Source organism: Mesorhizobium sp. W016 (assembly GCF_054719485.1).
In genome coordinates, this window is sequence record NZ_JBTTIF010000002.1 from 4825062 (window position 1) to 4838121 (window position 13060).

Genomic DNA, 13060 nt, shown 5'->3' on the forward strand with positions numbered 1-13060 from the left:
ATACCCCTCAATCGCACCGCGCCGGGAACAAGAGTCACTGCCGTGTCACGTCAGGATCAGCACGATCTTGTACGTATCCGGGTCGACGATGACGATGCGCCCGTCGGCCAGCACGAAGTACTCATAGGATTCGTAGGCCGGGACGATCTTGACAATGCGCGCCGGCAGACGGTGCAGGCGCACTTTGTGCCGCGGCACCTCGATGCCGACCGAAATGTCGAAGTCGACGTTCTTCACCGGCTCAACCCTGGTCTCGTGGATGATCTGCGTGACCTGCGTCTTCTGCTCGACGGTCACGTTGTTGATCGAGGCCGTATTGCCCTGGTCGGTCTGAACGTTTGTGTTGCCCTGAGCGTTCTGCTCGGTGGTGGTCCCGGCCTTGCCCTGGGCCTGCTGGTCCGTGCTGGTGCCGGTCTGGCCCTGAGCGTTCTGCTCGGTGCTGGTCCCGGCTTTGCCCTGAGCCTGCTTCTCGGTGCTGGTGCCGGTCTGGCCCTGAGCGTTCTGCTCGGTGCTGGTCCCGGCCTTGCCTTGGGCCTGTTCATCCGTCTTGAGCTTGGCCTTGCCCTGAGCCTGCTTCTCGGTGCTGGTGCCGGTCTGGCCCTGAGCATTCTGCTCGGTGCTGGTCCCGGCCTTGCCCTGGGCCTGTTCATCCGTCTTGAGCTTGGCCTTGCCCTGAGCCTGCTGATCGGTCGTGGCACCGGCCTGACCCTGAGCATTCTGCTCGGTACTGGTCCCGGCCTTGCCCTGTGCCTGTTCATCCGTCTTGAGCTTGGCTTTGCCCTGAGCCTGCTGATCGGTCGTGGCGCCAGCCTGGCCCTGTGCATTCTGATCGGTCTGTGACTTCATCTTGCCTTGCGCCTGTTCTCCGGCCTTGCCGCCCTTCTGGCAATCGGCCGCGCCGGCGGCGCAGTTGTCGCCACCGCTCGGCTGCGCGGCCTGGGTCTGGGCGATCGCGGCGCCGCACCCGACGCCAAGCGCAATCATGCTCGTGATCAACACATGTTTCATCTGCTTTCTCCTTAAAGAGTCGGTCCCTCAGCCTAGCCAACTCTGCCAAAAATACTTTGTTCCACATTTTGTGAATAAAATCGGGCTTCTAAGAAGACCAATGAATGTTGGCAGTAATTTTGCAACAATCACCTACAAATTGCATCAAACAATTAATGCAACGCAACATTTTATTTTCTCCTGAGCTTGCGATCCCATAGCGATGACACCAACATCACAAGCTTAGAAGTACTCCCGTCGTCATGACCAGGATGGCTACCCCGAAAACAGGCAAGAGCAACCATCGTGCCTGATGGACGCTGTTGTCCATTAACGCCTCCCACAAGTGCTGATCTCAACGATGCCGAGAACCCTGTGTTCCGCCCTGAGGAGGCTCTAGGACCTCTACAGCCTGGCACCAGACTTTGGTCCCTCCCCCTATCGTCCATTGGCCCGATGACGCCCGGACCGAAGCCCCACGCGGGAACGCAGCCGCGAAAAGCCCGTTCGGCTCCCGGTGTGCATCAACCTCATCAACACCACCCGTATCGGAATCGAGCTCGCGCAAGATGCATGAGCGTTGCTCGCATGAAGGAGAGAATCATGACGACCATGTACCAGTCGACCGCAATTGCCGGATTCTTGCTGCTCGCGAGCGCGGGCGTAGTTGCCGCTCAAGACGTCATCATCGCGCCGGAGCAGGAAACGGTTGTGCGCGAATACGTGAAAAAGCAGCCCCTTGCGTCGGTGAAGATTCCAGGTGTCGAATTGAACGTGGGGACCGCCATTCCCGACACGGTGGAACTGCATGAAGTGCCGAGCGTCAAGTATCGCTACGTTGTGGTCGACGGGCGAACCGTGCTGGTCGACCCCGGCACGCGGAAGATCGTCAAGATCATACAGTAACGCTGATCCCACCGCCGTTCCCCGCGGGTGGCGGTGGGATCATGCCCTGAAATTGCGGTTTCCCCGGCATTCAACCTAGCGCTTGCTCGCACCATCGACCGTTCTAGATGTAGGATGGCTTAGGCATTTTGGCACGGCCAAAGTCGCGGGGTCGGTTGAGACGTGCGCTACATTGATAGTCTCTATCAAAACTGGAACAGGCTATCGTTGGCTTGGCAGTTCATCATAGTCGGAAGCATTGGGCTGCTGTCGCTGATGCTGGTCGTCGGCCTATGGGTCACCTCGCAAATACGAGATGGAGTGATCCGCAACTCTGCAAGCACGACCGCGCTTTACGTCGACAGTGTCATCGCGCCAATCCTGCCGGATATGCGCAAAAGCCAGCAGCTCAGCGACACCGTTAAACGGGCACTCGATGAAACCCTGGACCAGGGTGCTCTCGGAAAAAAACTGGCGTCGTTCGTGCTTTGGCGGCGTGATGGCAAGGTGCTGTACGCCAAAGACGCGGCTCTTATTGGCCAGACCTTCGAGCCAAATGCGAACTTGCTGCATGCGTTCGGCGGAAACGTGGTGGCGCAATTCAATGATCTGGACGAAAATGAAAGGAAGGAACGGAAGAGCCCCACCGCCTCGCTGCTCGAGATCTACAATCCGGTTCGAGAGCCGTGGTCGGGCGATGTTGTGGCCGTTTCCGAGTTCTACGAGATAGCCGACGATCTTCAGGGCACTTTAAACTCGGCACTATGGTCGAGCTGGCTGCTCGTGGCTGGCGCGACCGCGGTCGCCTTGGCGATGCTCTCGGGAATCGTGCTTCGCGGCAGCAGCACTATCGAAACGCAGCGTTCAGCGCTTGAGACACAAGTGGCGGAACTTCAGTTGCTTTTGGAGCAGAATTCCGCTTTGCGGGAGCGCGTCCAGCAGGCGTCGCGCCGCGCAACGGCAATCAACGAGCGTTACTTGCGCCGCATTGGGTCTGATTTGCATGACGGTCCAGCTCAGCTCGTCGCACTGGCTGCGCTGCGCATGGACAGCCCTTTGCTGCTCGATCCCGCCGCATCCCCAAGCCACCGCAAGACCGAGATCGCCGATATCCATCATACGTTGGACGAGGCGATGCGGGAGATCCGCGCCATCTGCACCGGCCTCGTGCTGCCACAGATCGAAGCTTCGACAGTCGCGGAGATATTGCGGCTTGCGGTTGCCGAACATGAACGCCGGACGGCCTCCTCCGTATCGCTTTCACTGCCACCTCGCCTGCCCGACCTGGGGACGTCCGAGAAAATAAGCATCTTTCGCTTCGCGCAGGAGGGGCTAAACAATGCCTGGCGACACGGTCTGGGCAAGGGGCAGGCTGTCAAGGCGAGAGTGACGCAGGGCAAGCTCCTCATTCAAGTGCTTGATCACGGCCCTGGATTCCAGTCGGGATCGTGTGAAGGACTTGGACTCGCCGGTATGAGGGAACGTATCGAAAGTATCGGAGGTCACTTCGAGACCTTTTCGAGCCCCAGGGGGACCCGGCTGACCATAACGCTCAACATCGAGGACCAGAAATGACCGCTCCCATAAGGATTGCCATTGTTGATGATCATCCGCTGTTTCGCGAGGGTGTGGCTCGCAGCCTCGCCGAAATCGGCGGCTTCGAAGTCGTTGGTGCGGGCGAAACCGCGGCGGATGCCGAACAGCTTGCGGCCTTGGCAAATCCCGACATATTGCTGCTCGACATCAGTTTGCCGGGAGGGGGCCTAGCGGCAGCGGAAAATATTCTTGCAACTCAGCCTGACTGCAAGATCGTCATGCTCACCGTCTCGGAGGCGAACGCCGATTTGGCAACGGCGCTCAGGCTGGGCGTACGCGGATATGTGCTGAAAGGGATTGGGGCGGCATCGCTGGCCGAGGTGCTGACTTATATAGCCGCAGGAAAAAAATATGTTTCGCCGACCCTGTCAGCGCAGCTTTTGACTGAACTGATCCGGCCGGAAAAGCGCACAACCGATCTCGTTGCCAATCTCTCGGGACGCGAGCTTGGGATAATCTCTTTGGTAGGCGAAGGACTGAGCAATAAAGAAGTCGCCAAACGTCTCAACCTGCAGGAGAAAACGGTAAAACACCACATGACTCGGATATTTCAAAAGCTAAAGGTGCGAAACCGCACCGAAGCAGCCATTCTTATGCACGCGCCCAAAACGGGTCTTGTATAGGGAGATCGGGGCTTGTCTGAAGGTCGGATGCTGGTTGGCGAACCAACAGTCACAGCCCTTTCAGACGAGCAATGTCGGAGGCCCTTACGGCGCGTTCGACAATTGTCCTTCCAAGCGGATCCTTCATAGTGAAGCGGCCGGCCTCGATGCTTTCGCTGAATCCATCGCGATGCACGACCTGGATTTTGGCGCCCTGTACCGTCACCGTGTCGCCAGCGGCATTGACTTGGCTACTCGGAGCTTGGCTACCGGGGGCGTTGTCGCCGGCACCATTTTTTCCCTTTCCGTTGGCGTTGCCATTCCCGGCGTTGCCGCCTGAGCCATTACCATTACCACTACCGTTACCACCACCGTTACCATTGCCATTGTTTCCGCTCTTGGCGCTGGCAGCGGCGAATTCGATCTTGTAGCCGTCGACATGGCTCAACCGCAGACCAAGCACCGGCATCGCCACCGCAACCGCCGCGAATACGCGCAAGCTAAAGTACGCCCGGCGACGCACGGATGAAAACAGGGGCTGCCTTTCTCCATTCATGCCACCATCACATCATGATGTGTCACGGTATTCAAGAATGAACAGCCCAAAATTGCGGCTCACAAACGCTGAGGAAACTCTCCTTTCGTGCTTGCAGCTCGATTCTCAGACCTTCGTCTGAGTCAAATATACACCGAAGTCTGACCTACTGATCTTGGGCCGCGCCGACGGATGTCGCAATAAAATCCGCGGTGACAAGGCTCGTCACCGGTAGGGATCGGCAGCGAGGCGCGAGCGCCTGCGGCACGCAGATGTTTGCGGCAGGCGCTCCGGCATACGGTTTGCGCATGCTCGCCGTCGAAGCGGTAGCACATGCCGTTCCTTCCCCGGATTATGATCAGGCGCGATTGGCGAAGTCGCGGACAACCCGTTGCAGCAGCGGCATGTAGTCGCGAAATGCCCGGGTCTTCATGTTGGCGATCTTGCCGGCCTCGTCCCAGATGCGAACCCGCACCGCTTCCTCGTGGAACGGGTTCTTGCGGAACTCTGCCACCTCTTCGGCATTCATCGGCCCGCCTTGCAGCGACAGCGTGTGGACCGAGGCCTGCGACAGCCTGCCGAAATAGGTCGGGTCGGTAGAGCAGAGGTAGCGCTTGGCCGCGACATGCAGCCTGACGCATTCGACGATCACCGGTGGAAAGAACGGCACCAGCACCTCGCCGCCGGCTTCGTCATGATGCTTGTCCTCGACATCGTCGGGCGAATAGGTGCCGAACTCGCTGGTGTAGTGGCCGATATCGTGCAGCAGTGCCGCCGCCACCAGCACATCGGGCGCGCCGTCCTTTTCGGCGAACCAGGCGCCCTGCAACATGTGCTCCGACATGGTGACGGGTTCGCCGAGATAGGATTCCGCCCCTCGGCGTTCGAAAATATCGGCGATGAATTCGACGATGTTGCTCGCGTTCAAATCTTGGCTGCTCATTCCGCTGCTTCCTTGAAGCTGTGTTCGATCGCCGACAGCGTCGACAAAAGGCCATCCTTGTCGGCGTAGCAGCCCTGCAGCCAGCGCTTGCCGGTGCCGGAGAACGCCTTGCGGGCATGCATGACGCGGGTGTTGTCGACGATGAAGGCCTCGCCCGCCTCAAGCCTGAAGGTGACTTCGAAGGACGGATCCTCGATCAGTTCGGCAAACCGGCGATAGGCGGCGTAGTAGGCCTCCATCTCCGCGAACGGCACATCGACCGTCGGCGCCAACGAGCGGTTGTTGAAGCGGATGGCGATGAGTTCGCCATCCGGCCCGAGCTCGATCATCGGCCGCTTGGCCTGCAATCGCACGCCCGACGACCCCGCATATTCGAAACGCGCCGGGTATGAACTGAACAGCCGGAAGCCTTCGGGGTTTTCGGCCTGCAGCGCGGCCGCCACGGCAAAACCATCGACGACGCTGGATTCGCCACCCTCCACCGTGTTTTCGATGCAGGACAGGATCTGCAAGGTCGGCACCGGATCACGATAGGGGTTGTCGGTGTGCGCCTGCAGGCCAAGATTGGTGTAGGCCAGATTGGTTGGATTGACCTCGGCGCGCACCTCGAACCAGCGGCCGTAATTGGTCTCCCTGATATAGCCGAACAGATCGGACACTTTGCACAGCGCCCCGGATTCGGCCGGCAGATCGTCCATCACCGCGAAGCCGTAGGTCTTCACCGCCGACAGCCATTGCCGCAAGACGGCGCGGTCGCGGCTGGCCGCGACATAGCCGGCTCGGGGCACCGAATTCTGCATAGAGGCCCTGGTCCATCGCACGGTGCCCTCGCCTGTCCAGCCGGGCTGTCGGGCGGCATCGCGGTCATAGGCATTGGCGCTCAGCCATGCCGCAGGAAAGCGCACCGTCTTTCCCTCCGGTTCGAAACTGACTTCAAGCGCATCGCCCTTGATCGCGGCTGCGCCGATCCATGTCTGCGCGGGAATGTCGAGAATGGTGATCAGCCGCTGGCCGTTGCCGGCGCTGCGCGTCTTGTCGTCGAGCGCATTGTCGCGCAACCACACTGCGTGAAAGCGAGTGCGCGCGCCATCCTTCCACCCGAGGTCGATCGTCCTTCCTTCGTCGCCGATCAGCGCCTGGGTAAGCATGGGGATCCGTTCCTGTCCGCTGCGCCCCGCAGCCAACTCCGCAGGGTTTCCGGTTGCATCGTGATGATGTCGAAGGCATAACTCAAATTATCATTTTGCAGCCAAAGGCCATAAACAGTTTATGCCTCTGACAACCCTGCCCTTGCCCCCGCTCGACTGGCTGCGCAGTTTCGAGGCCGCCGCGCGGCTGTCGAATTTCACCGCCGCCGCGGCCGAGCTTGGCCTGACCCAGGCTGCGGTCAGCCAGCACATCCGTTCTCTCGAAGAGCGGTTGAAGCAGCCGCTGTTCATCCGCCTGGCGCGCGGCGTCGAATTGACGCCGGAGGGTGCCGCGTACCTGCCGCATCTGCAATCGGCCTTCGCCGTGATCGCCAACAGCACGCGCGAGCTGTTTGAACCCAAGACCGTCCAGAGCGTGACGATCCGCTCGCCGATTTCCTTTGCCGTGCTGATGATCGCGCCAAAGCTGCCGCAAATGGCCAAGGACCTGCCCTTCGTCCAGCTGCAGATCGAGACCATCCACACACCGGCCGATTATGGCGAGCGCTTTGTGGGTCTCGACATCCGATTCGGCATTGGCTCCGGCTCCTTTGCCGGACGGCAGGCCGACCGCCTCACCCGCGAAACCTTGACGCCGATGGCGTCGCCACATCTCGCCAAGGCCAAGGATTGGACAGGATTGCCGAGACTTACAGTGGTCGGCGCGCGGGAAATGTGGGGCGAATGGTTCGCCGTCGCACGAATGGAGCCGGCGCTGGGGCCGACGCACAAATTCGACAGTTTCGTTACCGCGTTGGAGGCGGCGAAGCACGGCGCCGGCATGGTGCTGGGATCGCGACCGTTGGCCGACGCGGCACTGCGCGAAGGATCGCTTGTCACCCTTTCCGGCTTCGCTCTGTCGAGCGGTGCCGGCCACTATCTGACCGCACCTTCGGGCGCGCATCTGAGCCCGGCCGAAGAAGCGGTCCGCCGCTGGTTCGCAACGGTCTTCGGCGTCCCGATTTCCCGATAAGCCCCTGAATACGCGGCAAACTATTGGACGACGTGACGCGACGCATAATTTGCCGCGATACTGCGCCAGGCCGGACGTCAAGCTTCGGCAGGGTTCCGCTCGCTACAGGCGGCCAGGAAAAATCGCGGAGGAGATTCAATGCTCGACAAGGCCCCCAACAAGAAGCTTTCCGACCTGCTCGATCGCTTCGGCGCGGCACTCACCGCCGGCGACATCGACAAGGCCGTCGCCTGCTTCCAGGAGGATTGTTACTGGCGCGATCTCGTCACCTTCACCTGGAACATCAAGACAATGGAAGGCCGCGACCAGGTGCGCGACATGCTGGTCAGCCAGTTGGCCAGGACCAAACCGTCGAACTGGGCGATCGCCAAGGGCGAGGATGCCACGGAAAGCGACGGCGTGCTCGACGGCTGGATCAGTTTCGAAACGTCTGTCGCGCGCGGCTTCGGCCACATCCGGCTGAAGGACGGCAAGATCTGGACGCTGCTCACCACTATGGTCGAGCTCAAGGGCCATGAGGAGCCGGCCGGTTTCGACCGCCCGCTCGGCGCCAAGCACGGCCATGGCAAGAACCGCCCGACCTGGAAGGAGGAGCGCGAGAAGGAAGCCGCCGAACTCGGCTTCAAGACGCAGCCCTATACGCTCATCATTGGCGGCGGCCAGGGCGGCATCGCGCTCGGCGCCCGGCTGCGGCAACTCGGCGTGCCCACCATCATCGTCGAGAAGAACGAGCGTGCCGGCGACAGCTGGCGCAAGCGCTACAAATCGCTCTGCCTGCACGACCCGGTCTGGTACGACCATCTGCCCTATATCGACTTCCCCAAGAACTGGCCGGTCTTCGCGCCCAAGGACAAGATCGGCGACTGGCTGGAAATGTACGCCAAGGTGATGGAGCTGAATTACTGGTCATCGACCGAGGCCAAGAGCGCCGTTTATGACGACAAGAAAAAGGAATGGACCGTTGTCGTGCGCCGCGACGGCAAGGACATCACGCTGAAGCCGAAACAATTGGTGCTGGCCACGGGGCAATCCGGCAAGGCCAACATGCCGAACTTCAAGGGCATGGACACATTCAAGGGCGACCAGCATCACTCCTCGAAGCATCCGGGACCCGATGCCTATGTCGGCAGACAAGCTGTCGTCATCGGCTCGAACAACTCCGCCCACGACATTGCAGCAGCCCTTTGGGAGGCCGGCGCCGACGTCACCATGGTGCAGCGCTCGACCACGCACATCGTCAAGTCGGACACGCTGATGGAGATCGGCCTGGGCTCGCTCTATTCGGAAAAGGCGGTCGCGAGCGGTATGACCACAGCCAAGGCCGACCTCGTCTTTGCCTCCCTGCCCTACAAGATCCTGCACGAATTCCAGATCCCGGCCTATGCCGAGATGAAGAAGCGGGACGACAAATTCTACAAGGGCCTGGAAAAGGCCGGCTTCATGCTTGACTGGGGCGATGACGGCTCCGGCCTGTTCATGAAATATCTGCGGCGCGGCTCGGGCTATTACATCGATGTCGGCGCCTCCGACCTGATCATCGACGGGTCGATCAAGCTGAAAAGCGGTGTCGACGTGAAGGAGATCAAGGAGCACTCCGTTCTGCTCTCCGACGGATCGGAACTGCCGGCCGATCTCATCGTCTACGCCACCGGCTACGGTTCGATGAATGGCTGGGCGGCCGATTTGATCTCACGGGAGGTCGCGGACAAGGTCGGCAAATGCTGGGGCCTCGGCTCCAACACCACCAAGGACCCAGGCCCCTGGGAAGGCGAGCTGCGCAACATGTGGAAGCCGACGCAGCAGGAGGCGCTGTGGTTCCATGGCGGCAATTTGCACCAGTCGCGCCATTACTCCCAGTTCCTGGCGCTGCAGCTGAAGGCGCGCATGGAAGGCATCGCCACGCCGGTCTACGCGCTGCAAGAGGTTCACCACAAGGGTTAGGCAGCGCCGCCGATGCGCTTCCAGTAGATGAGCGTGCCGGTCAGCCCGCCATGCGGTTTCAGGGCAAAGTCCGGTATTTCGCCAGTGAGCGTGAAGCCGAGTTTTTCGTAAAGGCCGGAAGCGCCCTCCTCGGTTGCGGTGTCCAGCACCAGAAGCGTGCGGCCTTTCTCGACGGCGAGCGTTTCGGCCGCCCGCATCAGCCGGCTCGCTATGCCCTTGCCGCGGTGTTCGACGCGGGTCATGAGCTTGGCGATCTCGGCCCGGTGCGGCTGATTGACCGGAAAGTCGAGCAGCAAGGTGACGGTGCCGACCAACGCGTCGCCATACCAAGCGCCCAGCACCGCTCTTTCGCCTCTCTCTGCTGCCATCAACGAGTTGCTCCAGAAAGTTTCCGCCGCTTGCCTGGATAAGGGATGCATGAAGCTGACGGAGCCGCCGGCCGCGACCGTCTCGATCAGGAGGTCGGCCAGCATGTCGCGTGTTCCCGCAGTCAGCGACCTGATTTCGATGGGACTCACCTGCACTTTGCCTTGCTAATCCAGACGCGCGACGCGGCGCCGCTTTCGTCTCGCCTTGATCGCGGCGATGCGATCGGTGTCTTTCGGCTGCAGATGCAGCCCGCGTTCGAGGATTTCGAGCGTGTATTCCTCATACGTCAGGCCAAGCCGCTCGGCCTTTTCCATGCGCATCAGCATCACGTCACGGCTTGGCGCCTTCCACGCCTTGGCATGCGCTGCCTGCCAGGCCAGGAAGATGTAGGGATCGCCCTTGCCCCATGGCGGGCCCTTGTAATCATCGAGCGGCGGTCCGCCATTGTCGGAGCGCTTGGGACGTCTTGCCACGATTTCAGCCCCTGACCAGCGCAACCAGATAGTCGGCCGGCTGCGGTCCGACGGCATGGAACGTGCAGTCCGACGGCGCGCCGAGCGCCAGGCAGTCGCCGGGCTCGAGACTATGCACCATATCACCCTCGGTGAACTCAAGTCGCCCGGAGATCAGCCACATCTGCTGCTTGATGAAGGCATAGGACGCCGCCGGGAAACTCACACTGGCGCCAGCCGGCAGTTGCACCCGGATCAATTCGAGCGGCGTGTCGGAAACCGGCGACAGATGCCGACGGACATAGCCCGTACCGGGGTCGCGCCAAACCGGCTGCTCACTCTCGCGCAGCAGGCCGCCACCTTGCTGCTCGGCGCGTGCTATCAGCGTCGACAGCGTCATGCCGAAAGCAGCGGCGATGCGCACCAGCAGCGCGGCCGTCGGGCTGGTCATGCCGCGCTCGATAGTGCTGAGCATGGCTTTGGAGACGCCGGAGCGGTTCGCCAGGTCGGCCAACGACCAGTCCCGCAAGGCTCTTTCGGCGTGGATTCGTCTGCCTATCGTGGCCGACATGTCATTCGCTATATCAGTCATTCGTCCAATATATCGAATATTTGGATTCGGAAAAGAGGCCGGCCGGTTGAATTTTCGCTGACGGGTTAACCCCTGCTACACCATCCCGCATCACGCCACCTTAACCCCGTCTGTGTAGGATCGACGCTCCACGAGAATGGGGATCGGATCGGATGTTTGTCGAGCGCGAAGCCTCCGTCGGCGAACCGACCTCGCAGGAGCGCCGCCGCGCAGAGCAGAGCGACAAGCGCATTCTCGGCAACGTCGTGCAGTGCGACGGTGCGCGCGCCACCATCAGCGCCTATGCCGACGACATCGAAGGCGCGGTCACCGGCCTGTGGACCGTCGGCAAGATGATCTCCATCAATCTCGGGACATCGCGCACCGTTGGTCTGGTCTACGAAATCGGCAAGTCGGATCGCGCCTGGAGCAATGAGGGACAAAATCCCATCGAGGTCAGCGTCGAGCTGATCGGCGAAGTGCGCGACGGCGCCGAACCGGGGGCCAAACCGGTGTTCGACCGCGGCATCACCACCTATCCTCATATCGGCGCCATAGCGCACCGCATCCGTACCCGTGATCTGCAGGCGGTCTACGATCTCGCCGGGCGTCATTCGATCACCATCGGTACGCTGTCGCAGGATGAGTCGATCGACGCCAACATCGCCATCGACGACACGCTGGCGCGCCATTTTGCCGTTGTCGGCACAACCGGCGTCGGCAAATCCACCGCCATCTCGCTGCTGCTGCGCAAATCGATCGCCGCCCGGCCCGATCTGCGAATCCTCATTCTCGATCCGCACAATGAATTCGCGGCATCCCTGCCTGAGTTCTGCGTCCGGGTCGATTCCAAGACGCTTGATCTGCCGTTCTGGATGTTCAGGCTCGAAGAATTCGCCGAAGTGCTGTTTCGCGGCCGAGAGGTCGTGCCGGAAGAAGTCGATGTCCTGCGCGACCTGATCCCCGCCGCCAAGAACCTCTATCGCAATCCCAATTCAGGCTCTTACGTGCGCCGCGGCAGCGATGCGCTGACCGCCGACACGCCGGTGCCCTACCGCATGGTCGATCTCATCAAGCAGATCGACGAGCGCATGGGCCTCTTGGAAAGCAAGAACGACCGTCCGACGCTGAAATCGCTGAAGACGCGCATCGAGTCCGCCGCGTCCGACCCGCGCTATCGCTTCATGTTCAATTCGCGGCTGATCGAGGACACGATCCACGAGACGATCGGCAATATTTTCCGTGTGCCGCATCATGGCCGCCCGGTGACCTGTTTCGAGATGGCCGGCATGCCGTCCGAAGTGGTCAACTCCGTCTGTTCGGTGCTGGCGCGCCTGGCCTTCGACCTTGCGCTGTGGAGCGAGGGCCGGCTGAAGCTGCTGTTGCTGTGCGAGGAAGCGCACCGCTATATGCCGGCCGATCCGCGCCTAGGCTTCGCCCCGACAAGGCATGCACTGTCGCGCATCGCCAAGGAAGGCCGCAAATATGGCTGCTATCTCGGCGTCGTCACCCAGCGCCCGGGTGAACTCGATCCGACCATCCTGTCGCAATGCTCGACCTTCTTCGCCATGCGGCTGGCCAATGAGCAGGACCAGGCGATCATCCGCTCGGCGATCGCCGATTCCTCCGCCTCGACGCTGGCCTTTCTGTCCTCCATGGGCCAGCGCGAAGCCATCGCCTTCGGTGAAGGCGTGGCGACGACCATGCGGCTGAAGTTCGAAAAACTGGCGGAGAACCTGATCCCCGGCACCGCCAAGCGAGAGCAGGACGAGTTCTCGCAGGACGGCAACGACGTCGATCTCGCCGCCATCGTCGAGCGGCTGCGCAACGTCCCGAAACCGCAGCAGCAGATGGCCTTCGCCGAGGTCGTGGACTCCGGCCGCCAGGCCGGCGATCCCGATTACCGCAAGCCGGCCACCGCCCAGCGCGTCCAGCCCGACGACGATTTCGACCTGCGCTACGGCCTCAAGCCCACAACCTTCGGCATGCGCCCGCAGAACGATTGACCTTCAGCGTAGC

The 13060-nt window shown here is 61.3% G+C and carries 13 protein-coding genes; 6 read left to right on the forward strand and 7 right to left on the reverse strand.

Features of this window, described 5'->3' with window-relative positions; all coding sequences use genetic code 11:
• Positions 1-45: 45 nt before the first annotated feature.
• Positions 46-1008, reverse strand: a complete 963-nt coding sequence (locus ACYG9V_RS23925) for a DUF1236 domain-containing protein (protein WP_352765628.1) — start codon at positions 1006-1008, stop codon at positions 46-48.
• A 582-nt stretch (positions 1009-1590) separates the two neighbouring features.
• Between ACYG9V_RS23925 and ACYG9V_RS23930 the strand changes: the two genes are divergently transcribed.
• The 3 genes from ACYG9V_RS23930 to ACYG9V_RS23940 all read left to right on the forward strand — a co-directional run bounded on the left by ACYG9V_RS23930 (position 1591) and on the right by ACYG9V_RS23940 (position 4091).
• The gene (locus tag ACYG9V_RS23930; RefSeq protein ID WP_023731684.1) at positions 1591-1893 is read left to right on the forward strand and encodes a DUF1236 domain-containing protein; all 303 of its coding nucleotides are present in this window, start codon (positions 1591-1593) and stop codon (positions 1891-1893) included.
• Between the two features lie 162 nt (positions 1894-2055).
• A complete protein-coding gene (locus ACYG9V_RS23935; RefSeq protein WP_352515003.1) occupies positions 2056-3447 on the forward strand; it encodes a sensor histidine kinase in 1392 nt (463 codons plus the stop codon).
• Entirely contained in the window at positions 3444-4091 is a 648-nt protein-coding gene (locus ACYG9V_RS23940; RefSeq protein WP_352765629.1) for a response regulator transcription factor, read from the forward strand. The genes ACYG9V_RS23935 and ACYG9V_RS23940 overlap by 4 nt, the downstream gene beginning before the upstream one ends.
• A 49-nt stretch (positions 4092-4140) precedes the next feature.
• On the opposite strand, the gene ACYG9V_RS23945 is transcribed toward ACYG9V_RS23940, so the two are convergent.
• The 3 genes from ACYG9V_RS23945 to tmpA all read right to left on the reverse strand — a co-directional run bounded on the left by ACYG9V_RS23945 (position 4141) and on the right by tmpA (position 6696).
• The gene (locus ACYG9V_RS23945) at positions 4141-4569 is read right to left on the reverse strand and encodes a hypothetical protein (RefSeq protein ID WP_023750905.1); all 429 of its coding nucleotides are present in this window, start codon (positions 4567-4569) and stop codon (positions 4141-4143) included.
• Between the two features lie 394 nt (positions 4570-4963).
• Positions 4964-5548, reverse strand: coding sequence for a (R)-1-hydroxy-2-trimethylaminoethylphosphonate oxygenase (gene tmpB / locus ACYG9V_RS23950; protein ID WP_352513027.1), 585 nt, complete (start codon positions 5546-5548; stop codon positions 4964-4966).
• Positions 5545-6696 (reverse strand): 2-trimethylaminoethylphosphonate dioxygenase, encoded by a 1152-nt coding sequence (tmpA, locus tag ACYG9V_RS23955; RefSeq protein ID WP_352513026.1) that lies wholly within the window; start codon positions 6694-6696, stop codon positions 5545-5547. The genes tmpB and tmpA overlap by 4 nt, the downstream gene beginning before the upstream one ends.
• Positions 6697-6817: 121 nt before the next feature.
• Between tmpA and ACYG9V_RS23960 the strand changes: the two genes are divergently transcribed.
• Positions 6818-7708 carry a LysR family transcriptional regulator gene (locus ACYG9V_RS23960; protein WP_352513025.1) on the forward strand — a complete coding sequence of 297 codons (891 nt, stop codon included), beginning with the start codon at positions 6818-6820 and terminating at the stop codon, positions 7706-7708.
• 138 nt (positions 7709-7846) lie between these two features.
• Positions 7847-9649: an NAD(P)/FAD-dependent oxidoreductase gene (locus ACYG9V_RS23965; RefSeq protein WP_023703001.1), complete on the forward strand. Its 1803-nt coding sequence runs from the start codon at positions 7847-7849 to the stop codon at positions 9647-9649.
• Here ACYG9V_RS23965 and ACYG9V_RS23970 read toward each other — a convergent pair.
• The 3 genes from ACYG9V_RS23970 to ACYG9V_RS23980 are packed head-to-tail and all read right to left on the reverse strand — an operon-like array spanning position 9646 to position 11062.
• Complete coding sequence (locus ACYG9V_RS23970; protein ID WP_023690909.1) at positions 9646-10167, reverse strand: GNAT family N-acetyltransferase; 522 nt, start codon at positions 10165-10167, stop codon at positions 9646-9648. The two genes, ACYG9V_RS23965 and ACYG9V_RS23970, sit on opposite strands and share 4 nt — an antisense overlap.
• Before the next feature lie 15 nt (positions 10168-10182).
• Complete coding sequence (locus ACYG9V_RS23975; protein WP_023682084.1) at positions 10183-10491, reverse strand: hypothetical protein; 309 nt, start codon at positions 10489-10491, stop codon at positions 10183-10185.
• A gap of 4 nt (positions 10492-10495) precedes the next feature.
• Entirely contained in the window at positions 10496-11062 is a 567-nt protein-coding gene (locus tag ACYG9V_RS23980) for a helix-turn-helix domain-containing protein (protein ID WP_023668339.1), read from the reverse strand.
• 152 nt (positions 11063-11214) lie between these two features.
• Between ACYG9V_RS23980 and ACYG9V_RS23985 the strand changes: the two genes are divergently transcribed.
• Positions 11215-13047: an ATP-binding protein gene (locus tag ACYG9V_RS23985; RefSeq protein WP_023668338.1), complete on the forward strand. Its 1833-nt coding sequence runs from the start codon at positions 11215-11217 to the stop codon at positions 13045-13047.
• Positions 13048-13060: the final 13 nt, after the last annotated feature.